Raw genomic sequence first — 22330 nt, 5'->3', positions numbered from 1 at the left:
GATTTCTGCCACCTAATTTCAGTATTTTTTAATAAAAACGATGAATAGTTGGAATGATTCCGCTTACTTTGGGCAAATCAGGCTTCAGGAGGGCAGAACGTGCATTTTAAGTGGAGTTTTTCCCACTAATACCTTGTGAGAGGTGTTTTGTTGAGAAATAGGTGGAGAAATTCCACTTAACTATGAGCATATGGGTCCCGTTCCCGGCATACGGCCAGCTGAAACCAAAAGAGAATACCGCTGTGGCCAACCACTAGCTGCTAACCGCCAGGAGCCCAAAGCCCAAAGCCCAAAGCCCAAAGCCCAAAGCTCAGACCAGAGACCCGCTACTCAAACCGTCCGCTCCGCCAGCTTGCCGTATTTGCCCGGCGGGATGCCGGTGATGTTCTTGAAGGTGCGGATAAAGTTGGCATAATCGTTGAACCCGGTCAGATAGCAGGTGTCGGAAACAGAGGTGCCGGCGGACAGAAGCTGCTTGGCTAAGGTAATTTTTTTGAGCAGGACGTAGCGGTAGAGGGTTCCTCCGGTCTGCTGCTTGAACATGTGGCTGAGATAATATTTATCCAGACCGAGCTCGCCGGCAATCTGTTCAAGTGTCAAATGCAGCTGCAGATGGCCGTCAATGTAGCTCATGGCTGCCTGGATATGCGGTGAAATGACGCTGGTAGCAACAGCAGAGCGGGTGCGGGCGTACAGCTCATTTACAAGCACGAGAATCTGGATCAGATAAGTAAGAGAAAGGACCTCGCTGCCGTATTTCGGCTGCTCCACCGTTTCAATCAGGCGCATGGACAAGTCCAGATACTCGCTCAGCAGCGGCTCCTCCATATGCGCAAGATTATGCTCACCGGGCTGGCGGTTCTGGAAGCAGGCGAGCAGGTTGGTTGCCTGAGTGCAGAAGGGATAGATCTGCGGAGCCCGGAAATGGACCGTTAACCGTTCATACGGCTCCCGGGTCAGATTAATGATTTTATGGATTTCATGGTTGTTAAAAATCAGCACATCGCCGCGCTGCAGCGGGTAGCTGTACTGCTCCACGAAGCCGTTCACCCTGCCGCCCAGAAACAGAAAAATCTCATAGTGGTCATGGATATGAAAATCCCTGGTCGGGGAGACCGGCGAATTGCCGATTCCGGCCAGAATATCCCCCTGAAACGGCTGATAGTACTCCGAATGCTTCATTTCGGCTGCCCCTTCCGATTCATCACAATAAACGCAATAAAACCTCATTAATCGCAAAGACATTGCAATAACTCAACAGTAAACTATAAAGGTAGATTGTGCAAATGAAAGGAAGAACGCTTACATGAATACTACGGAGCAGCGCAAATATTGGCTGGATACCTTGCTGCTGATCGGCCATCCGGTACTCGATGCCTTGAGCCGCAGACGTTTAAAAGAAGAGCTGCCTACGGAATTTCACGCCGACCGGAGCACGTTTGCCCATCTGGAGGCTTTTGCCCGGCTGGCCTGCGGGATGGCCCCATGGCTGGAGCTTGAGGGGCTGGAGGGTGAAGAGGAGCAGCTTAGAGCCCGTTATGCCGGTCTGATGCTGGAAGCGATAGATGCCGGTACCGATCCGGCCTCCCCGGATTATATGAATTTCAAGACCGAAGGCCAGCCGCTGGTGGATGCCGCTTTTCTGGCCCATGCACTGGTACGGGCACCCAAACAGCTCGCCGGACGGCTCGACAGCCGGGTCAAGTCGAATGTAACTACCGCGTTAAAAGAAACCCGGCGGACCGCGCCCAGCGGCAGCAACTGGATTCTGTTCAGTGCCATGGTAGAAGCGGCCCTGTTCATTCTGGGCGATCCGGAATATGACCGGATGCGTGTAGGCTATGCCGTGCACATGTTCATGGACTGGTACAAGGGCGACGGCGTCTACGGGGACGGCAAGGACTTCCACTGGGATTACTATAACAGCTTTGTCATTCAGCCGATGCTGGCGGATGTAGTTGCAGTGTTTGAGCAGGACTCCGCACAGTATGCGGCGCTGAAGCCGGTCATTATGGAGCGGGCCCGGAGGTATGCCACCGTGCTGGAAAAGATGATTGCCCCGGACGGAACCTATCCGTTCACCGGGCGGTCGATTGTGTACCGCTTTGGCGCTTTTCAGTTGCTGTCGCAGGCGGCGCTGCAGCATTTCCTGGAGGACGCGCTGCCGCAGCAGCAGGTACGCTGCGCTCTGACGGCTGTTATCAGACGGACGATGGATTTCCCGGGAAATTTGGACGAACAAGGCTGGCTGCGGCCGGGAGTGTACGGCTATCAGCCGGATCTTGCCGAAAGCTACATTAATACAGGCAGCCTCTATCTATGCGCCTCTGTATTTCTGCCGCTCGGCCTGCTGCCCTCCGATCCCTTCTGGGCGGAGGATGATATGAAATGGACCTCGGCGCGGATTGCCGCCGGTGAGAATGTAATGAGGGATCAGGCAATAGGTAAATAAGACAGCCCGGCGTACAGGGTGACGGTTGCGATAGGAGGACGGAAGATGACGGAGCAATCTTTTTTGAAAAGGGTACAGGAGCTGCAGCCTGTTAGTATGAGTCTTTATGTTCGGAATGGTAGCCCGGACGCCCTCTGGAGATCGGCGGCCTCGGCCGGGCATCTGCAGCAGGATATAGCAGAGATCCGGGCAGAAGGAGAAAGGCTGGCTGGCCAGCCGGTTCCGGAGTTGACCCCGGAGCTGTTCTCGGTTTTTGCACGTACCGGCTCACGCCTTGAATATGAGCGGGTGTATTTTGAACGGAGAAGAAGGCTTAACACTTATGTATTCCTGGCACTGCTGGAGCCGGACAATGCACAGCATCTGCAATATGCGGAGGAAATGCTCATGGCTGTATGCAGCGAATACACCTGGTGCCTGCCGGCCCACGTTCCCGGCGGTCATGAAGCGGCGGAGATTAACCGCTATATCGACCTTTTCTCGGCCGAGACCGGCTTTACGGTGAGTGAAATTTCACTGCTGCTTGGGGAACGGCTTCCGCTGGAGCTCCGGCTGCGGATCAGACAGGAAACGGAAGACCGGCTGTTCCGGCCTTTCCTGGAGCAGGGACCCTATGAATGGGAGACTGCCCGGCACAACTGGGCAGCGGTCTGCGCCGGCTCCATCGGTGCCGCCGCGCTGCTCTCTGTGGAAGATCCGCAGGTTCTTGCGGAGATTCTGCAGAAGACAGAAAGCAGCATGCATTGTTATCTGGAAGGCTTCGGGGACGACGGTGCCTGCCTGGAAGGGCTGGGCTACTGGAATTACGGGTTCGGCTATTTCACTTACTACAGTGATCTGCTCCGCACCCGCAGCAGGGGAAGCCTCGACTGGTTCAAGGTGCCCAAGGTGCAGCGGATCGCCCGCTTCCAGCAGCAGTGCTTCATTGACGGCAGCCTTACCGCCAATTTTTCCGATTCATTGCCCCGGGTACATGTGCATATGGGGTTGTCCCATTACCTCGCCGGCGTATATCCCGGAGATGTTGAATGCCCTCCGGCTGAGCTGCGGGCTCCTTATCCCGAGGATCATTGCAGCCGGTTCGCTCCGGCGCTGCGCAATCTGATCTGGAAGCAGCCCGGTACCGGGCGGCAGGACTGGCCGGCAGCCAGTGCCTACCTTCCCGATGCAGCCTGGCTGCTGTCGCGGCATGTCTCGGCGGCCGGCACCTTTGGCTTCGCAGCCAAAGGCGGCCATAACAACGAGCCGCATAACCATAACGACCTCGGCCAGTTCATTCTGACCGGCCGCGGTGAGGTGTACGCTGCCGATCTGGGCAGCGGGGAATACACGGCCGGCTACTTCGGCGCCGGCCGTTACGAATATGACTGCAACGGCTCTCAGGGCCATTCGGTGCCGGTCATTAACGGCCGGTATCAGCAGGCCGGCCGGGCGTTCAGTGCCGCTGTACTGCACGCGGCAACGGACGAGGCTGCAGATGAGCTGACGCTGGACCTGACAGCCGCCTATGAGGCGGAAGATTTGCAGTCATTCACCCGCACCCTAGTCTGGCACAAGGAAGAACTGCCGCGTTTGGAGCTAATTGACAAATACCGCTATGCGGGGGTTCCGGAGGGCTGGACAGAACGCTTCATTACATGGAGACAGCCGGAGGTGCTATCCTCCGGTGCGGTGCTGCTGCCGGGACAGGACGGCGGCGGAGTAAAGGTAACGTATGATCCGGCTGCGGTAGAACTGCAGATTAATGAGCATGTATACCGCGATCATTTCGGGCAGGAGCAGGTGTGGCACAGTCTGGACTTTCAGCCTGTCCGGCCGGGCAGCGAAGGCAGCTATGCGTTTACCTTTCAGTTTATATAGAAGAAACACAACCAATCAAGCGAAGGCGGGAACTAATAATGAATATGAAAGCACAGCATACATGGGTGGAAGAGGCCTGGACCAAGGCGCTGGAGAAGACCGTTATCAACAGCAGGAGCATCGGCTCTGAGTTTCCCCATGCCAGCCACGGCGGAAAATACGATCTGGCGGCACCCCACTGGTGGACAGCCGGCTTCTGGCCGGGCATGCTCTGGCAGCTCTATGCCGGGGGCGGTGACGAGAGCCTGAAGGCGGTTGCCGTGGAATGTGAGCAGCGGCTGGATGAGGTGCTTGACGGCTACCTGAGACTGGATCATGATCTGGGCTTCATGTGGATATTGACCAGTGTGGCGAACTTCAAGCTGACCGGTTCAGAGGTCTCGCGTACCCGGGCGTTGAAGGCAGCCAATTATCTGGCGGCGCGCTTCAATCTGAAAGGCCGCTATATCCGGGCCTGGAATCCGTGGCGTGAAGGTGAAGACAACAGCGGCGTTGCCATCATCGACTGCTGCATGAACATGAGCCTGCTGTTCTGGGCGTCCGGGACGAGTGGTGATCCGCGCTACAGACATATCGCGGAAGCGCATATGGATACCGTACTTGAGCATTTCATCCGGCCGGACGGCTCGGTCTATCATATTGTTGACTTTAATCCGCATACCGGCGAGGTTGCCGAAAAACGCGGCGGCCAGGGCTATGCGCCGGAATCGGCCTGGTCGCGCGGCACAGCCTGGGCGATCTACGGCCTGTCGCTGGCTTACCATCACACCGGCTATGAGCGTTATCTGCACGCTGCCCAGCAGGTGGCGAATTTCTTCATCACCCGGCTGCCGGAGGATCATGTTCCGCATTGGGACTTCCGGACAGCGGGCGTAACCGGAGACCTCCGCGATACCTCTGCCGGTTCGTGTGCAGCGAGCGGGATGCTGCTGCTGGCCGGGCAGGTAACGGCTGCGGAATCGCATGTGTACCGGAATGCCGCGCTTAAAATACTGGAATCCCTTTACAGCAACTACGGCACCTGGGACAATGCAGAGGAGCAGGGATTGCTGCTGCACGGCACAGGCAACTACCCGGAGAACGGGAACATCGATGTCCCGCTCATTTATGGTGACTTCTTCTACGTAGAGGCGCTGGCCCGGGTGAAGGAAGCCGGCCCCTTCTACTGGGAATAGGGGGGAACGGGATGAATAGCGAGCAGAAAGCTGCAATTCAGAATAATCCGCTTGTAACCCGCCAGGATATGGCGCTGGCCCTTGAGCAGCTTACCGCTCCTCTCCGACCGCTGTATAGTCCGGGCGGGGCCCGGCTCAGAGCCGGAAAGACAGGGGCCAGCTATCCGTCAGCCGTAGCGGAGATGGAGGGCTTTTCACGGGTGTTGTGGGGGCTGGTGCCGCTCCTGATGGGCGGCGGAAGCAGCCCGCTTCTGGATACCGTGCTGGATGGCATCCGCCATGGCACCGATCCTGCACATGATGAATACTGGGGCGATGTGGCTGATTACGACCAGCGGCTCGTAGAGATGGCTGTCTTCGGCTTCGCTCTGGCAGCGGTTCCGGAGCAGATCTGGACGCCGCTTGCTCCCGAGGAGCAAAGCCGGCTGTACAGCTGGCTCAATCAGATCAACGCCCATCCCTGCTATGACTGCAACTGGCTGTTTTTCAATGTGCTGGTCAATGCCGGCTTCAAAAAGCTCAGGCTTGCCTATGACGCAGGGCAGCTGGAGACGAACCTGCAGCGGATGGACGCGTTCTATCTGGATGAAGGCTGGTACAGCGACGGGGTCAACGGGCACAGCGATTACTATGTGCCGTTTGCTATCCATTATTACGGGCTGCTGTATGCGAAGCTGATGGAGCAGGAGGACCCGGAGCGTTCAGCGCTGTTCAAGGAAAGAGCAAGACTGTTCGCCCCGGCGTTCATCAGCTGGTTCGCCCCGGACGGCTCCGCGCTGCCATACGGCCGCAGTCTGGCATACCGTTTTGCCCAATCGGCCTTCTGGAGCGCATATGCTTATGCAGAGGTAGAGGGAGGCTACCCGGCAGGGGTGGTTAAGGGGCTGGTGCTGCGCAACCTGCGCTGGTGGTTCAGCCGGGAGATTTTTGACCGGGACGGCTTGCTGACGATCGGCTACACCTATCCTAACCTGGTGATGGCGGAGAATTACAATGCACCCGGATCGCCGTACTGGGCGCTGAAGACCTTCCTGCCGCTGGCGCTGGATGAGGAGCATCCGTTCTGGAAGGCTGACGAGCTGCCGCTGCCGGAGCTTCCGGCGGTGTCCGTCCAGCAGCCGGCGCATCTCTTAATGGTGCGTGAGGCCGGTCATGTGGCCGCCTTCAACAGCGGGCATTTGTACACCAATGAGCATACCCATACCTCGGCCAAGTACGAGAAATTCGTGTACTCGACCGGCTTCGGCTTCAGCGTGCCCCGTGCGGAATGGGGACTGTCCCAGGGAGCCTTTGATTCGATGCTTGCCTTGAGCGAGAGCGGGGATAATCTGTACCGGGTGAGAAGGCGGAACCTGAAATCGGAGATCACGGACAATGTGCTTCATTCCGTATGGATGCCATGGTCCGATGTTGAGGTCCGCACCTGGATTATCGCCGGTCTTCCGTGGCACATCCGGGTGCACCGGATTGCAGCGGGACGGGCGCTGGACATTGCGGAAGGCGGGTTTGCCCTCGGCCAGGAAGCAGAGCGCGGGCAGTTTATCAGCCCCACAGGCGCAGCTGCATGTACGGCCTGGGGAGCTACAGCGATTAAAGGACTGCTCGGATTCGCCAACGCCAAAGGCAAAGCAGAGCTGGTCATGCCAAACGCCAACACGAATCTGCTCCGGCCGCGGACCGTGCTGCCTACCCTAACGGCGTCACTTGAGCCGGGGGTGCACTGGCTGGTATCTGCGGTCTATGGCGATCCGGCCGGGAATCCCGCGAAGGATAGCTGGAGCCGCCAGGCAGCCGGTATTCTGGAGCAGCAGCCGGAAATTCTGCTTAATGTAGCCATTGATCAGCAGTCTGTTAAAGTGCTCACGTCCGGCGGCAGCCAGGTTACCCTTTCAACGGATTAGAAACGGAACCCCTGTTTCAGAGTTTCCCAAAAAAACAAGTCCCCTATGTCATTTCAATGACATAGGGGACTTGTTGCTTCTCAACCGTGGCTGCTGCTCCTGCTTCGGAATGCTGGTAAGTTAATGCAACAGCTGATTTGACAGCTTCAACGTCTAGTCTGCCTTTTTAAAATAGGATTCTAGAATCCCTGCGATCACCTGCTTATACCCCTCATTGTCAAAAGCGGAATTATCCGCCTTATGCTTGGCGATGGTCAGGCTGCTGTAAATGTCAGCTTCCAGTTCTTGGCGTGCTTTAAGCACCTGTAAAGTACCTTCTAAGCCTGAGTACTGGTGCTGCGCGCCGTATCCCTGGTTCGTGTAATACTCGATGAATCCCTGAGACCATTCGGCAGGGCGTTCCCGCACAGCTTTTTTAAATGAGTGGTCAAGATCATGCTGTGTGATGTAGATTAGCAGCGGATTGAGCGGTTCTATAATGGCAGCGAGCTCCGTTACGTAGCCAGCGACAGTCTCCTTGTCCGCACCATATTTAATCATTCCCGCCGTTACGGGATTTTGGATGAAGCAGCAGTCAAAGATGAATGTGTCCTGACCTGCCGCAGCATTTGCAGTGAACTTCCTCCACCTCTCGGTGATAAGCTTTCTGTTGTCCTCGAGCGGAAGCTCATAAATATCTTTTTGAAAAATAGCCTGCAGCAGCTCATCCGGAAACTCCGGCCCGTACTCCTGCTGCAGTTTACGGTATTCCAGAAAGCAGCGGCCATCCTGACGGATGATATGTTCATTCAAGAAATCTCTGTATTCATCATAGCTGCACAGCAGCTCTGCAAATTCATGCTCCTCAAAACAGGCAACCCCGTCATAATCTGCAGGATGCTCCAGATTTCCTTCGGTGTATAGTCTGGCGTCAATGTCCATTGCCGCAAGCAGCTCATGAACAAGTCCTGCGGCCGTTGTTTTCCCTGATCCGGGAAGGCCTTCAATCAGAATCAGCTTTGGAATAGTTGTCATATCATTTCCTCCATTCGGGATAGAGGATACGCTTGCAGAGGAGTGCCTGAGATGCTGTTTTCCGCAACAATAAAGCGGATACCGTCAGGTATCCGCAGAAGGGATCTAGAGCGCGCCTTCCGTGCATATCCTGTAAGATTACATGCAGGCAAGCCGAATAGAACAGCGAATAAAGCTGTTATCGGGCAGGCTTGTGCATCGTTAATCGTTACAGAGTAATCCACATGATCGGCGAAAGCTCCTTTGTATACATCTCTGTTAATCAGCTTACCATCAGACCGGGCCGAACACAATCACGTATAGAGCCGTTTACGTGTGCGTGTCAGGCTTTACTGTGAAGCGTGATGAAGTACCCGTCCGGGTCGGCAAATGTAAAGGTTCTACCGAAGGGTCCATCAATGGGGGAGGATATAATCTTTACACCTGCTGCAACAAGCATGTCGTGAATTTCCTGCGTGTCAGGGGCTTGCAGCCACAGGGCGACACCAAGTCCGGGTTGGTTCCCGGAACCTAGTGCTGTGCCTGGCAACAGGTCACGCAGGGCAAATGCAATCGGCTTTGTGTCAAAGACCACGGCATGGGGCGGTCCCGCCTGTGAGCGGACCAGTCCGAGATAATTTTGATAGAATTCCGCAGAGGCTTCAAGATCGCTCACCTGAAGTGAGATGAAATCGGGTCCAATAGCTGACATAATAATCTCCTTTGTGTATGGGTTTGTTAATTCACTTTCATTTGGTATGTCCTGATTATACAAACCCCCTGTTGCCAACAGTATGTCAGTAGCGTTCTTTCATTTTTTTGATTTCTTCTTTTATCCGGCTTTTGAAGGATTCAGGCTCTGTGACTACCACATCTGCACCCCACCCAAGAACCCAACCCAGCAGCTCTTCCGGTTGACGGACCCGGAAAGTGACATGGTAACCATCCTCTTTAGCTTCGGCAGTCTCCATATAATAGTTGTTCGCTTCATCAACTTTATCGGCGACCTCTAAATTGAAAATGGCACAGACCCGTATGCCGCGCGTATCCTTCGGCCGATAGGATTGAAGGTTGAAGTTATCGGGAAGCTGAAAGGAATCATCAGTCACGGTAAGGTCATTGATTCGTGTAACCCGAAAATGGCGGATATCCTCCCGCAGGTCGCAGGAAGCAAGCAAGAGCCAGCCATTTTGCTCATCATGTGCCAATCCGAATGGCGATGCCGTTCGCTCAGTTACCCTGCTCCCATCAGCTTCAGCAACCCGCTTGTGATAGGTGAAACGAATTTTTTTGCCCTCCTGCATGGCTTTACGAATGATTCCCAGGTTTACTTTTTCCCGGATCATGATGTCCATTTCATCTTTTTGGAGCAGACGGATGCTCCCTTGGATGCGGTTTGTCTCCTCGCGGACGGGCCCTGAAAGAATGGCTTCTATTTTTCTGCGGGAAGAACGGGCACTGTTGCGGAAAGCGGGATCAAAACGCTTTTCTATAAATTCAGCGCCAAGAAGAAGGGACACTGCCTCTTCTACTGTGAAACTGACGGGAGGAAGAAAATAGCCCTCCATTAAAGAATATCCCGACCCTGTCTCACCAACGACGGGAACACCGGCTTCACTCAAAGCCTGCATATCCCGGTAAATCGTTCTTGCGCTGACCCCCAGAACCTCCGCTAATTCATCAGCTGTCCGCAATCTGCTTCGCTGTAATTCCATTACAATCGCTAAAAGACGCTCTGTTTTATTCAATTGAAGCTGCACTCCCTTGTTAGAATTCACCACACAATGGTTTAGTTAATATCAGCTTAGGTATCCTTATATCTAAATTATAATAGAACTCTACTGACAACTTGATGTCAGTAGCTCCATGGATAAGTTAGCATGGATAAGTTAGAAGGAGCGTTGGAGCCAGATCCGGTCCGGGATCCTATACTGGAGTAACGGCTTGCTGCTCCTGCCGGGATAACGTTTGAAAAAAGCCGTGCCGGGTATTAAGGGGTATCAGGAAGGAAGGAGGTGTGAAGCCATGTATAAGGATTTGCCGCCCGAGCTTCCCCCTAAGGTTGTTCCCGAGGTCGACCCTGAGCGCATACCGGAGCCAAAGCCGGCCGATATTCCGCCTGAGGTCATCCCGCGTGAGCAGCCGGAGATTCCGCCCCCGGTCCCACCGGAGATTCCGCCTAAGCAGCCACTGTAACAGTAGTCAGGTTCCATCAGCCTACCGTAATTTTGCAGAAAAGACCAGCTGCAGTACCGCATATGGACTCCTCATCAGCATTTGTCTGACGACAAATGCTGGAGAGGAGTTATTCTTTGGTTTAGGACAGTTTTGTCACAAAAACTAATTGGATTTTTGACACTTAAATCGAATAAATTTGCCGCCTCGCAGGATTTAGTTGGAAAAATGCAGCTTATTTCTGCTAATATAGCTCACCAAGGACGAAAATGGTATTTTTAAGTGTGCTTTTTCCAACTAATCTAGTATTAAGTGGGTATGATTGAGAATTAGATGGCGAAAATCCACTTAGTCTGATGGCAGTCACGCCGATAAAATAATAAACGGCCCGTTTACATTCCGTTTGCATTGTTTGTTTACACTAAGCCTGAATGAAGAAATGGAGGTAGAGGTCCTTTGGAGTTATTTGAATACATATTGCTGATGCTGGCGGCGCTGGCCGTGTCCAATCTGGTGAACCGGTTTATGCCGTCGGTCTCAGTGCCGATTATCCAGATTGCGCTGGGGGTGGGGCTCACGCTGCTCCCTCTGCATTTTGAATTAACGCTCAATCCGGAGCTGTTCCTGCTGCTGTTCATCGCTCCGCTGCTGTTCAATGACGGGCGCCAGGCCGATAAGGAGGCGCTCTGGAGCCTGCGGAAGCCGATCCTTCTGCTGGCGCTTGGGCTTGTCTTCGTTACGGTCGGCATCGTCGGTTATTTCGTGAACTGGCTGCTGCCGGTTATTCCGCTGGCGGCGGCCTTTGCCCTGGCGGCGGCCTTGGCGCCGACCGATGCGGTTGCGGTCGGGGCGCTGGAGCAGAAGGTGAAGATTCCGCACCGAACGATGCAGATTCTCGAAGGGGAATCGCTCATCAATGATGCCTCCGGCCTGGTCTCTTTCCAGTTTGCGGCGGCTGCGATGGTTACGGGAATGTTCTCCTTCCGGTCTGCGAGTCTCAGCTTCCTGGCTATATCACTTGGCGGTATCGTGCTGGGCCTGCTGCTTACCTTGATCAAATATGGCATCGTCAAATGGCTGCGCAGGCTGGGGATGGAGAACGTTACTCTCCATATGCTGATTGAAATCCTGACCCCTTTTCTGATCTTTATGGCAGCGGAGGAGCTGAGGGTCAACGGCATTCTGGCTGTAGTGGCTGCGGGGATTGCTCATTCTGTCAGCTATAAAAAGATGAATCCCGAAGTCGCCAAGCTGCGTGTAGTTTCCAAAAGCACCTGGTCGGTCATCATCTTTGTGCTGAACGGCCTGGTGTTCCTGCTGCTCGGCACACAGCTGCCGGAAATTATACAGACAATCTGGAACAGCCCGGAAATCGGCAATGTACGGGTAATCCTGTACACCCTGCTGCTGACATTGGCCGTCCTCGGCCTGCGGCTGATCTGGGTGCTGCTGATGAAGGTGCCAGGAGACGGCGGAGCAGAGCACAGTCCGCGTAAAAGCAGATTCAGAACAGCACTTATTCTCGCGCTGTCCGGAGTCCGGGGCACCATTACACTCGCGAGTACATTGTCGCTGCCATTTTTCCTGGATGACGGCTCGGCTTTTCCATCCAGGGATTTGATTATTTTCCTGGCGTCCGGAGTGATCCTGTGGACGCTGCTGGCGTCCAATTATCTGCTGCCGCTGCTGCTCGGGACAGAGGCGGAAGCAGCGCAGGAAGAAGAGACGCAGGCCAAAATCGAAATTTTGCAGAGTGTAGTCACCGGGTTAAACGAGTTGTCCACCGAGCAGAACCGGCTCGCCTCGGTCCAGATTATCAATGCCTATACCTCTAGAATCCGCATGCTCCGAAAGGATGACCGCAAGTATGAGGTGCAGCGTGCTCTGGGTCTGTCAGTCATGAAGTGGGAGCGGGAGAGCACGCTATTGGCGGTGGAGCGCAAGGAGGTTGACCCTTACACCGGCTACCGGTACCTGAACCGGATTAACCGGCTGCTGTTCATGCATACGCGTGAAGCCCGTTACAAAAGGGAGCTCTTTCCCGTTAAGCATTGGGATGAAATGGTCGGCATTCTGCAGCAGGCGCGGCTCAGCAGGCCGCAAAGACGCGCCGAGCTCAGCCGGCTGCGAATCCGGAATGTGACTTTTGTACTCCAGCAGCTGAACGGGCTGCTCGCGGAGGGCGGGCCGGATCTGGATGAAGTCAGCTCGTTTATTCTGCAATATGAACGGCTGCTGCTGAGGCTGACGCGGGGCGAAGCCTATTCCGTCAGCCGTGAGGAGTATGACGAGTCCATTCTGGAGCAGGCGCGGATCGGCATTCAGCTGGAGCGTGACAGCCTGCAGGCCATGTTCGAGGCCGGCAGAATATCCCGCCAGGGGATGAAGGAAATGAAGCGGGACATTCTGTTCATGGAGCATGATCTGCGCGAAGAGACTGTCTGACGGCAATACCGGACCCGGCACTTCAGGTATAAATGGAGTCCTCATCATCCCCATCAGAGGTCCGGATTTCAATCAGCTCCATTGCGGTGCAGGCCTTGATCCCATGCTGCTCTGCAAGGGTAATGGCTAAACAATCCCCTGGATGCACCGCAGTGCTGATCCCGTTATGCGTAATTTCCCCATGCCCCGATAGGATAATCCAGTGTTTACGGGAATTGCTGCAGGATATTACAGGCAGCTCCCTGCCCTCCAGAATGCCCAGTTTAATCGTCACTGTCCGCTCCGGACCGCTTGCCGCACGGTCCAGTATGGTGTAGCTTCCCCAGCTGCATTCCCCGTATCTCGGCCCGGCCGCGTTCTGCTGCACAATTTCTTTGACCGCATTCGCTTCATGCTTGCCGGCAACCAGAATGCCCTCGGGGCTTGCTGCAGCGACGATGCCGGGCACGCCAATCACATGCAGCGGAATGTTCAACTCGTTGATGATTACGGAATCCGTGGATTCTCCCCAGATTCCGCCTGCGCCGGTTACCGGCTGCTGCAGCTCCTCACTCAGGACCGCCCAGCTTCCGAGATCGCGCCATTCCCCCTCATGCCGGAGCACAACGGCCTTGCTGCTGCGTTCAGCAATTTCCTTGTCAAAGCTGAGCACCGGCAGGCCGGGATAGCTGTCTGTAAAAGCTGCCAATTCGGCAGGCAGTCCCATGCGTTCCAGTTGTGACAGCATGAAGCTGGGCCGAAAGGCGAATACCCCGCAGTTCCAGAGCGCAGATGCCTGCAGCAGTTCCTCCGCCCGGGCGCGGCCGGGCTTTTCTTCAAAGGAGATAACCTTAGCATAGCCGCCGGATGCTTCCTCCCCGGGGATTATATAGCCGTACTGGTCGGAAGGATGGGCAGGCCTTGTCCCGAGTAAGGCAAGCTCGGACCCGGAAGCAGCCAGGACCTCTGTGAACCGGTGGAATAATTGAAAAAAAACATCATCCGCGAACATATCAGCCGGAGCCACGCAGACCGTGTCCTCCGGCTTTGCTGTCCCTGTCGTATACAAATGAAGCACGCCCAGGGCTGCGGCAGTAAAGGTGCCGCGTTTATGCGGCTCCCCGATGACCGGATAGCGATTCCCGGTGTAGCGCCGGACAAGGGCCGCCTGATCCTTATGCGTTACAAATAAGACAGATTCACCAAGTCCCGCCCGGCCGAGCTGGCGGCATACCCGGCCGATCATGGATTCGGTTCCGCCATCCGGTGCGGGGAGCAGATTCAGGAACATTTTGGAGCGGATGACACCGGACAGCGGCCACAGCCGCTGCCCGGAACCGCCGCAGAGCAGAATGGTATGCTGCATGGATAAACCTCCTTAATGCTTGCCGGGAATGGAATATCCCTTGCGCTGATGAAAAGACAGGGAGCGGTAGGTACGGGCCAGTTTGCGGATTTGCTTCTCGTTCAGGCTGGCTGCCGGACTGTGCAGCGATTTGTTATTTGCGTTTCTCAGCAGCACAGAAGTGCGGCTACGGCTGTATACATAGTTGGCGTACGTTTCATATTCGGAGAAGCCAAATTGTCTTTTCTTGTTGATGCTGCGGATGATGGCCGCATGCCAGGGCAGCCCATGCCGACGTGCAATCATTTTTTTCAAAGCGGCCAGCTTCTGTTTTTCAAACAGCATATAATGGGTCACAAAGGACCTGGGGGAAGGGGCAGCGCTCCCTAGCAGCTTCCGGTAGGTCCGGAAATATTCCGGCTGGCTCCAGTCCCGGCAATAAAAAACGGTTTTCCCTGCTGAGCGGAAGCGGTGGGGGCGGATCAGCACAGTATCTGCATCAATTACGAGAAAAAAGGGCTCCCGGCAGATGCGGTCTCCATTCATTTTCAGCAATTGCTGATACAGCCAGCCGGAGCGGTTCCAGCGGGTGGAGGAGTAATGGATGTCTTGTTTGGTGAACGGCAGGACGGTGGCTTCATCGACAAAAATACAATTTTTGCGTGCACACAGATCTCTGATTCTGCTGCTGGCCGGTGAGACGACGTAGATGTGACTGATTGGATGGCGCACATGGCGGCGGAGGCTGTCGATAACAAAGGGAAGGGTACCCAGATCCTTGTCAATGGCCGGAATCAGGACGTCGATAGCGGGGCCGCTAACAGCGCTCCCTGAGGAAAATGCTGACATTCGGTTCATCTCCGTACGTAAATTGACATCTTAGCGTCTGCACTAGACTATTCTTGGCAGGCAGAATATGACCGGGCCAAATATACTGTAAAGATATTCTCCCAGTCACGGGACAGATGGTTTATTCAGCTGCTGATGCTGCGGCATAGGATGCACTGTGATGTAATTCAGGGGGAGGTTAACCGTCTCTCCCGGACAGGAGAGTGCAAATGTGAAGGCAACCAAGGCTGATCACCTACAGAGTAAATGGATTAAGACCAAACTGCTGCTGCAGAGCGGTACTGTCAGACGCTACATTCCGGACACCCGGAAATTTACCAGACGCAATCTGGAGCAGATGATTTACAGCTATGGAATGATTTACGTGAAGCCGGAGAGGGGAACCTACGGGAACGGGGTGATCCGCGCTGAACGGGGAGAACGGCAGGGCTTTATCTACCAGTATGAGGAGACAGTCCGCCGGTTTGATACGTTTGATGCTTTTTATAAAAGTCTGGCGAAGAAAACAGGCCGCAAAAGATATCTGATCCAAAAAGGGATTCATCTGCTCAAGCACAACAGCCGCCGCTTTGACATCCGGGTGATGGTGCAGGTAAGCCCCAAAGGAGCCTGGGAAGCTACCGGCATCATCGGACGGCTGGGACACCCGCGCAAAATCGTTACCAATTACCACAGCGGCGGCAAGCCGACGGCAATTGAAACGTTGCTCCATACCCATCTGTCTGCCTCCCGGCTGGCACAGCTGACAGAGGAGCTGAATACGCTTGGTGTGCGCATAGCGGCCCACATGCAAAAGACCTATCCCAAAATCAAGCAGATCGGCGTAGATGTCGGGCTGGACCGGTCGCTGACTCCATGGATTATTGAAGTGAACATGCGGCCCGACCCTTACATTTTCAATCAGCTCAAGGATAAGGCCATGTATAAAAAAGTAATGCGGTACCGCCGGTTTCAGCTGAAAATATAATCGTCCGGACGGCAAAAGAGCTCAGCGGGATTTCTTCCGCTGAGCTCTTTTTGTATGCGGCTATCCTCCGTGCGGGGAGCGCGATGATGCAAACTTCAGGCGTTCTCGGCCTCTGGAACGCCGGCCGAGGATCACCCCGGCGAGTGAAGCAAGCAGCTGCTGGAATACCATGCCAAGGACAACGGGGACAGCAACCGGAGCAGGGAAATAAGATACGGCAAGCACGGCACCGGCGCTGATGTTACGCATCCCGCCGTTAAAGATCAGTGCCACCTCATCCGCCTCATTCCAGCGCAGAACCTTTGCAGTCAGGAAGCAGAGAACATAGCCGGTGGAGGCCATGAGCACGATTACGGCCGCCAGACCAACCAGCTTGAGGTCGATGTCGGCCAGATACGGCGAGATAACCGAGCCGTTAATCATAATGACAACAGCCATGAACACTTTGGAGAAGGGATTCAGCCGCGGGCTCCATACCGGTGCGACCGCTCCCTTGCTCCATTCATTAAGGATCATTCCAAGCAGTGAAGGGACAACAATCATCCAGAACAGGCTGCCCATCATCGCCCATGTATCCAGCTCCACATTCGTTCCGATCAGCACGGACAACACTCCCGGGACGACAAAAGGCGCTAGAAGGGTATCAATCAAAATAATAGACAGCGTAAGGGCGGTATTGCCCTTATAGATGCTCACCCATATAAAGCTGCTGACCCCGGTCGGGATGACCGCTGCCAGCACCAGGCCGGTTATGGTGAACTGATCGGTATAATACAGCAGATTTCCGAGTCCGAAAGCGACCAGCGGCATCGTAATATGCAGGATAAACAGACAGACGAACAAGGGCAGCGGTTTTTTGATAACGTTCACAAAATCTCTGACGCCAAGGCTGATGCTTCCTGCAAATGTCATAAAGGCGAACAGCCAGGGAGACAAGTAAGTATAAGGGGTAAGCGAACTGCCGCAGAGCACACCGGTAAGAACACTCAGCGGGGTAATCAAGGGCATCATCCGGTTAAGCACACGGTTCAGTTTGAGAAGCATGTCAGGACATCCTTTTTAGTAGGTTCCCACTATTATACACCTTTTGCCGGATGGTGCATGTGACGCTATGCTTTTGAGGACCTCTGCCGGCCTATGGTATACTAGTTTACAACTTATAACAGTTAATACATAGCAAGCAGGAGGAAGGGAATGGAGCAACGGAGCAAGAGAAGGAAAGCGCAGCTCGGCAAAGCTCGCAAACGCAATGCGCTGATCACCACGACTGCAATACTGGGTACATGCCTGATTGCCGGTGCTGTATATGCCGGAACACTGTATTTCAAGGCAGAGCGGGCCTTGGACCGGATTTCCGCTTCGGGCACAGCCCCGAGTGAAACGGCCGGGCCTGTATCACCTGTTCCGGAGGCTTCGGCTGCTGCAGATGCTGCTGCTGCCGAAGAAGAGAAGAACAAGCCGCTTACGTTCCTGCTGGCTGGGGTCGATAACAGAAGCGGCAGCGGCGGGACGATGAATACGGATGTCATTATGCCGGTTGTCTATGAGCCTGCCACCAGACGTCTGTCCATCTTATCTATTCCCCGGGACATGAAGCTCACCAGCAGTGATCTTGGCACGCATAAGGCGAACTATTATTATGCCTATTATTATGCCCACAACAAAGGCGAGGATTTGCAGAAGACGAGAGAGTTCTACGGCAGCCTGCTGCAGATGGACATTGATCACATGATCCTGGTGAATTTTGCGGCCTTCAGCAGCATTGTTGATGAGCTGGGCGGGTTGGATATTGATGTGCCGATGGATATGCGGTATGTGGATAATGCGGACGGCACCAATATTAATCTCAAAAAAGGGATGCAGCATCTAAACGGCAAAGAGGTGCTTGATTTCGTCCGCTACCGCAAATCGAACCGCGGTACGGCAGAGTCCTCCGATTTCTCCCGCAATGAACGGCAGCAGGAGGTGCTGAATCTGATCCTGGACAAGCTGGATTCGGTAAGCGGCATTACCAAGTGGGGCGAGATTATTGATATTCTTGGCGATAATATCCGCACAGATATTGATAAGGACCAGCTGGTTAGCTGGATTATGAATTACAAGACGATGAAGCCTGCAACCAGTGAGCTGATCACGCTGGAATCGGAATGGAAGAGCCCGTATGTCTACGCGAATGAAGAGGATTTGCTGGAGAAGCTGGAGAAGCTGCGCAGCCCGCTCGGTCTGCCTGCACTGGATAACAGCCGGCTGCTTCATGATTTTGGACTTTAACAATAGTGCTTTTCTTAAGAGGAAACCAAGATAAGGGAGCTATTCTCCATAAAGCGGAGAGCAGCTCCCTCTTTTTTAAATACAGATTAAAATGCGGCTTCTAACCCCTCTTCCGGCGGTGCCAGACTATTGTTACAACCGTGAATATACCTATCACCACTAAGCCTCCGATGGTCCAGGCATCAATAGGGGTATTGTCTGCCAGGGAGCTGTTATCCTCTGCGGGCGGCTGTGGGGCAGGCAGCAGTGCAATCTCTTTATTCTGCAAATACTCCGGACCGGCAGAAGTATTGCTGATTACAGCAGAAGGCGAGCATAACGGGTTTTCCCACTCCCCGTCCGTCTGCTTGAGATAGAACAGGTAGTCTTTTCCCGTCTCGCTCGGGCCGTTAAGTGCACCCCAGGTGATGTTTTCCTTCAGGATGAGCGAACGTTCCGTTATTGTTTTGAAGCTTCGCTTAACTGTGATATGGAGCTCATTTGAGGTGCCGTCATCGCTTGGAGACATTTTATCGACATGACCGATCACGATGCCGTCGTAATGATCATATGCTTGTTCAACCGTCGGCAATTGGGCACACGATAAGGCAAGGGAGCTGCCGGCAGGTAAAAAAAGCATTATTAAAAGAGCAAGCAGGGCTGCTCTGAGCATATCTATTCACCTCCGTGATACATATCTGACGGCTGCTGGAGGGGAAAGGTTGCAGGCGGGAAAGACTGTTTGAAGCAGGCTTAAACAGCGCATACGCTGCGGACAACGTGAATACTTTAACCTCGCAAGTGCCGTACTCTGCTGCAAGTGCCGTAACCCCGTAACCCGTAACCCGTAACCCGTAACCCGTAACCCGTAACCCGTAACCCGTAACCCGTAACCCCGTAACCCCGTAACCCCGTAACCCCGTAACCCCGTAACCCCGTAACCCCGTAACCCCGTACCCCCCCGCGCCCCTAAGTAACCTTCACTTTTTCTAACGGACACCAGAGCCGTTATTTATGGAAATCGGCCTGTTCATTCAGGCTAACGGACCGTAATGACTTTATTTCCAGCTTAAAAGTACTTTTTACGCGGAAAGATGGGAAATAAGGTCACTGGTGTCCGTTAGCCTGCAGAAACACGCCTTTTGCTGCAAATAAGTGCATCTGAGTCCGTTAGCTGGAACGCTGGTAGTAATATTACCTAACTTGCCAACCCAATGTTGTGTTTAGATCAGCCGAAATTTCAGCCAAGTCCTGCCCTTACATGAGTTCAGCGCTGCAGGTGAGTATTTTAGTTGCGTTACCATATTTTGCAGACGCTACAACAAACGCCCTCCACGCACACCTCAACCTCACAATCTCCGCGCTCCAGACTGCTCACACTAATACCGCCTTCCACGCCCACACACTCTCCAGCCTCAGACTGTTCACACTAATACCGCCTTCCACGCCCACCACATCCACACACTCTCCAAGCCTCAGACTGTTCACGCACTAATACCGCTTTCCACGCCCACCACAGCCACACACTCTCCAAGCCTCAGACTGCTCACACTAATACCGCCTTCCACGCCCACCTCAACCTCACAATCTCCGCGCTCCAGACTGCTCACACTAATACCGCTTTCTACGCCCACCACAGCCACACACTCTCCACGCTCCAGACTATCCTTACGCCACGCCCCAGCCTGTCCATCCACCGTTACCGCTCTCCACAAGCACCTCGGCCCTATACGCGATCACCCGTCTACCCTATCCCTATCAAATGTACCCGACCCGTCTGCAACCGCTTTACAAAATCTTAAGTTTGGTAAGTGAATTCATTAAGAACTGACGATACTTTACGTTGGCGCCGTTTGTTATCATATTCGTGTAAGGGTATTCAAGGGTAAAGGCCTAACCCGGGGGTACCGGTTTCAGCAAGGAATGTAAACGCTCTAAGTTTAATGCTTCGCACAATAATATGGAATATTTGGCATACTGGAATGAGAGGCTTTTTTATTCAGCGGCCGTGAATTCCTTTTGTACGCTTTTTTCAGAATCAGGGAGGGTCTACTATGGACAATCAGAGCTTAGCCCGGGAGATTATCCGGAACGTCGGCGGACGGAGCAATATCAGCCATCTGGAGCACTGCGTCACCCGGTTAAGATTTACGTTAAAAGATGAATCCGTCGCCCAGACGGACACGATCAATAATTTGGACGGCGTTATGACAGTGGTCAAAAGCGGGGGCCAATACCAGGTTGTCATCGGCAATAAGGTAAAAGAGGTCTATAAAGAGGTCACGGACCAGCTCGGCGGAGCGGTCGTGTCGAATGATGCAGAAGCAGCGCCACCCGGCAAAAAGAAAAATGCCTTTAACCGCTTCGTTGATGTAATCGTCGGCATTATCTCACCGATCATCGGCCTGCTGGCCGCTGCCGGGATTATCAAAGGGATGCTGGGGCTGGCGACGGCGCTGAACTGGCTGGCGGCAACAGACGGCACCTATATTTTGCTGAATGCGCTTGGAGACGGCCTGTTCTATTTCATGCCGATTATTGTCGGCTTCTCGGCCGGCCGGAAATTTAACGGCAATCCGTTTATTCCCGGCAGCCATCGGCGCCGCGCTGGTCTATCCGTCGGTCATTACCGCCTACAATGCGGGTGACAGTCTGACCTTTGCCGGGATTCCGGTTGTGCTGGCCAGCTACACCTCGTCACTGTTTCCGATTATTCTGGCCGCCTGGGTTGCGGCGAAGCTGGAAAAATGGTTCGAGCGCAAGCTTCCCGCTTCTCTGCGGCTGTTCTTTGTTCCGCTCTTTACCATTCTGGTTACCGGGGTCCTGACCTTCCTGCTGGTTGGTCCGGTACTGACGGAAGCAAGCAGTCTGCTGGCAGATGCGACCATGTGGATTTACAACCTCAGTCCGGTTATAGCGGGCGTTGTGCTTGGCGGGCTGTGGCAGCTGATTGTCATCTTCGGCCTGCATTATGCTTTTATCCCGGTGCTGATCAACAATATTACAACGCTGCAGTATGATCCGGTGAATGCGATCCTCAGTGCCTCTGTATTTGCCCAGGTTGGTGCGGCGCTCGGGGTGTTCCTGAAATCCAGAAATGCGAAGGTGCGCAGCATTGCCGGTCCGGCTGCCATATCCGCCTTTATGGGTGTAACAGAGCCGGCAATTTACGGGATCTCGCTCCCGTACAAAAAGCCTTTTGTCATGGCAGGAATCGCCGGAGCTGTTGGCGGCGGAATCACTGCGGCGATGAGTGCGACGATGTTCGGCTTCGGCGGCGGGGGGATTTTTGCAGCTCCGATGTTCATTAATCCTGCAGGGCTCGACAACAGCTTCTATGCCTATGTCATTGCAAGTGCGGTGGCCGTCGTGATTGCAACCGTGCTCACCTACCTGTTCGGCTTCAAGGACAAACAGGAGACTCCCGCAGCAGCTCCGGTGTCTTCCGGAACAAGCAGTACAGCACCAGCGGCGGGTACAAAAACCCAGGTCTACAACTCCATTCAAGGCACAATTATCCCGCTCAGCGAGGTGCCGGACGAAGCCTTCGCAAGCGGTGCGATGGGCAGCGGTTACGCCGTCATTCCTTCGGATAATAAGGTTTACGCGCCATTCGACGGTACAGTAGTAACCGTGGCGAATTCCAAGCATGCAGTTGCAATCGTATCGGAGGACGGTGTGGAGCTGCTGATCCATATGGGGATTAATACCGTCAAGCTGAAGGGTGCGCCGTTTGAGCTCAAGGTTCAGGAGAATGATGCAGTTAAAAAAGGCCAGCTGCTGGCCATTGTGGACTGGAGCATGATCCGGGACAATCAGTTCGAGGTGACGACCCCGGTTATCGTGACAAATACTGCCGAACATGAGTCAGTTGAGCTCAAGGCAGACCGCAGCCGTGAAGCCAAGACAGGCGAGCTGGTTCTGAGCATCCGCTAATAA

19 protein-coding genes are annotated in these 22330 nt (G+C 54.2%); 10 read left to right on the top strand and 9 right to left on the bottom strand.

Features of this window, described 5'->3' with window-relative positions:
- Positions 1–330: 330 nt before the first annotated feature.
- The gene (locus BLR64_RS05725; RefSeq protein WP_167360608.1) at positions 331–1182 is read right to left on the bottom strand and encodes a helix-turn-helix transcriptional regulator; all 852 of its coding nucleotides are present in this window, start codon (positions 1180–1182) and stop codon (positions 331–333) included.
- 124 nt (positions 1183–1306) lie between these two features.
- Between BLR64_RS05725 and BLR64_RS05720 the strand changes: the two genes are divergently transcribed.
- Genes BLR64_RS05720 through BLR64_RS05705 form a run of 4 tightly spaced genes read left to right on the top strand, consistent with a single transcriptional unit; the run spans position 1307 to position 7388 of the window.
- Positions 1307–2452: a DUF2264 domain-containing protein gene (locus tag BLR64_RS05720; protein WP_090713068.1), complete on the top strand. Its 1146-nt coding sequence runs from the start codon at positions 1307–1309 to the stop codon at positions 2450–2452.
- Positions 2453–2497: 45 nt separating this feature from the next.
- Positions 2498–4312, top strand: a complete 1815-nt coding sequence (locus BLR64_RS05715) for a heparinase II/III family protein (RefSeq protein WP_090713066.1) — start codon at positions 2498–2500, stop codon at positions 4310–4312.
- 38 nt (positions 4313–4350) lie between these two features.
- Positions 4351–5487 (top strand): glycoside hydrolase family 88 protein, encoded by a 1137-nt coding sequence (locus BLR64_RS05710; RefSeq protein WP_090713064.1) that lies wholly within the window; start codon positions 4351–4353, stop codon positions 5485–5487.
- 11 nt (positions 5488–5498) lie between these two features.
- Positions 5499–7388, top strand: a complete 1890-nt coding sequence (locus BLR64_RS05705; protein WP_090713062.1) for a DUF2264 domain-containing protein — start codon at positions 5499–5501, stop codon at positions 7386–7388.
- Positions 7389–7541: 153 nt separating this feature from the next.
- Here the strand turns inward: BLR64_RS05705 and BLR64_RS05700 are convergent, their stop codons facing one another.
- The 3 genes from BLR64_RS05700 to BLR64_RS05690 form a co-directional block, all read right to left on the bottom strand.
- Positions 7542–8402, bottom strand: a complete 861-nt coding sequence (locus tag BLR64_RS05700) for a P-loop NTPase family protein (RefSeq protein WP_090713060.1) — start codon at positions 8400–8402, stop codon at positions 7542–7544.
- Between the two features lie 322 nt (positions 8403–8724).
- Entirely contained in the window at positions 8725–9093 is a 369-nt protein-coding gene (locus BLR64_RS05695) for a VOC family protein (RefSeq protein WP_090713058.1), read from the bottom strand.
- Positions 9094–9178: 85 nt separating this feature from the next.
- Positions 9179–10129, bottom strand: a complete 951-nt coding sequence (locus tag BLR64_RS05690; protein ID WP_090713056.1) for a helix-turn-helix transcriptional regulator — start codon at positions 10127–10129, stop codon at positions 9179–9181.
- A 277-nt stretch (positions 10130–10406) separates the two neighbouring features.
- Here BLR64_RS05690 and BLR64_RS30215 point away from each other — a divergent pair, with 277 nt between their 5' ends.
- A complete protein-coding gene (locus BLR64_RS30215; protein ID WP_167360607.1) occupies positions 10407–10577 on the top strand; it encodes a hypothetical protein in 171 nt (56 codons plus the stop codon).
- Positions 10578–11012: 435 nt separating this feature from the next.
- Entirely contained in the window at positions 11013–13001 is a 1989-nt protein-coding gene (locus BLR64_RS05685) for a Na+/H+ antiporter (protein ID WP_090713054.1), read from the top strand.
- Positions 13002–13023: 22 nt separating this feature from the next.
- Here BLR64_RS05685 and BLR64_RS05680 read toward each other — a convergent pair whose 3' ends face one another.
- Together BLR64_RS05680 and BLR64_RS05675 are read right to left on the bottom strand one after the other, a co-directional pair.
- Positions 13024–14346 (bottom strand): sugar phosphate nucleotidyltransferase, encoded by a 1323-nt coding sequence (locus tag BLR64_RS05680; RefSeq protein ID WP_090713052.1) that lies wholly within the window; start codon positions 14344–14346, stop codon positions 13024–13026.
- A gap of 12 nt (positions 14347–14358) precedes the next feature.
- Positions 14359–15174, bottom strand: coding sequence for a DUF6492 family protein (locus BLR64_RS05675; RefSeq protein ID WP_208607137.1), 816 nt, complete (start codon positions 15172–15174; stop codon positions 14359–14361).
- Positions 15175–15385: 211 nt separating this feature from the next.
- Here BLR64_RS05675 and BLR64_RS05670 point away from each other — a divergent pair, with 211 nt between their 5' ends.
- Positions 15386–16141 (top strand): YheC/YheD family protein, encoded by a 756-nt coding sequence (locus BLR64_RS05670; protein WP_090713048.1) that lies wholly within the window; start codon positions 15386–15388, stop codon positions 16139–16141.
- A gap of 60 nt (positions 16142–16201) precedes the next feature.
- Here BLR64_RS05670 and BLR64_RS05665 read toward each other — a convergent pair whose 3' ends face one another.
- A complete protein-coding gene (locus BLR64_RS05665) occupies positions 16202–17185 on the bottom strand; it encodes a bile acid:sodium symporter family protein (RefSeq protein ID WP_090713046.1) in 984 nt (327 codons plus the stop codon).
- 150 nt (positions 17186–17335) lie between these two features.
- Here BLR64_RS05665 and BLR64_RS05660 point away from each other — a divergent pair, with 150 nt between their 5' ends.
- Positions 17336–18412, top strand: a complete 1077-nt coding sequence (locus BLR64_RS05660; protein WP_090713044.1) for an LCP family protein — start codon at positions 17336–17338, stop codon at positions 18410–18412.
- Between the two features lie 100 nt (positions 18413–18512).
- Here BLR64_RS05660 and BLR64_RS05655 read toward each other — a convergent pair whose 3' ends face one another.
- A complete protein-coding gene (locus BLR64_RS05655; RefSeq protein ID WP_090713041.1) occupies positions 18513–19064 on the bottom strand; it encodes a hypothetical protein in 552 nt (183 codons plus the stop codon).
- Positions 19065–19875: 811 nt separating this feature from the next.
- Entirely contained in the window at positions 19876–20088 is a 213-nt protein-coding gene (locus BLR64_RS05650) for a hypothetical protein (RefSeq protein WP_090713038.1), read from the bottom strand.
- Between the two features lie 357 nt (positions 20089–20445).
- Between BLR64_RS05650 and BLR64_RS30720 the strand changes: the two genes are divergently transcribed.
- A complete protein-coding gene (locus BLR64_RS30720; protein ID WP_244157623.1) occupies positions 20446–21039 on the top strand; it encodes a PTS transporter subunit EIIB in 594 nt (197 codons plus the stop codon).
- Entirely contained in the window at positions 20930–22327 is a 1398-nt protein-coding gene (locus BLR64_RS05645) for a glucose PTS transporter subunit IIA (RefSeq protein WP_244157622.1), read from the top strand. Before BLR64_RS30720 ends, BLR64_RS05645 begins: the two co-directional genes overlap by 110 nt.
- Positions 22328–22330 lie beyond the last annotated feature (3 nt).

Source organism: Paenibacillus typhae (assembly GCF_900099765.1).
In the GTDB taxonomy this organism is placed as follows: Bacteria; Bacillota; Bacilli; order Paenibacillales; family Paenibacillaceae; genus Paenibacillus_AQ; species Paenibacillus_AQ typhae.
Note: the sequence above shows the minus strand (reverse complement) of the source record. Positions and strands in the feature narration are given on the sequence as shown.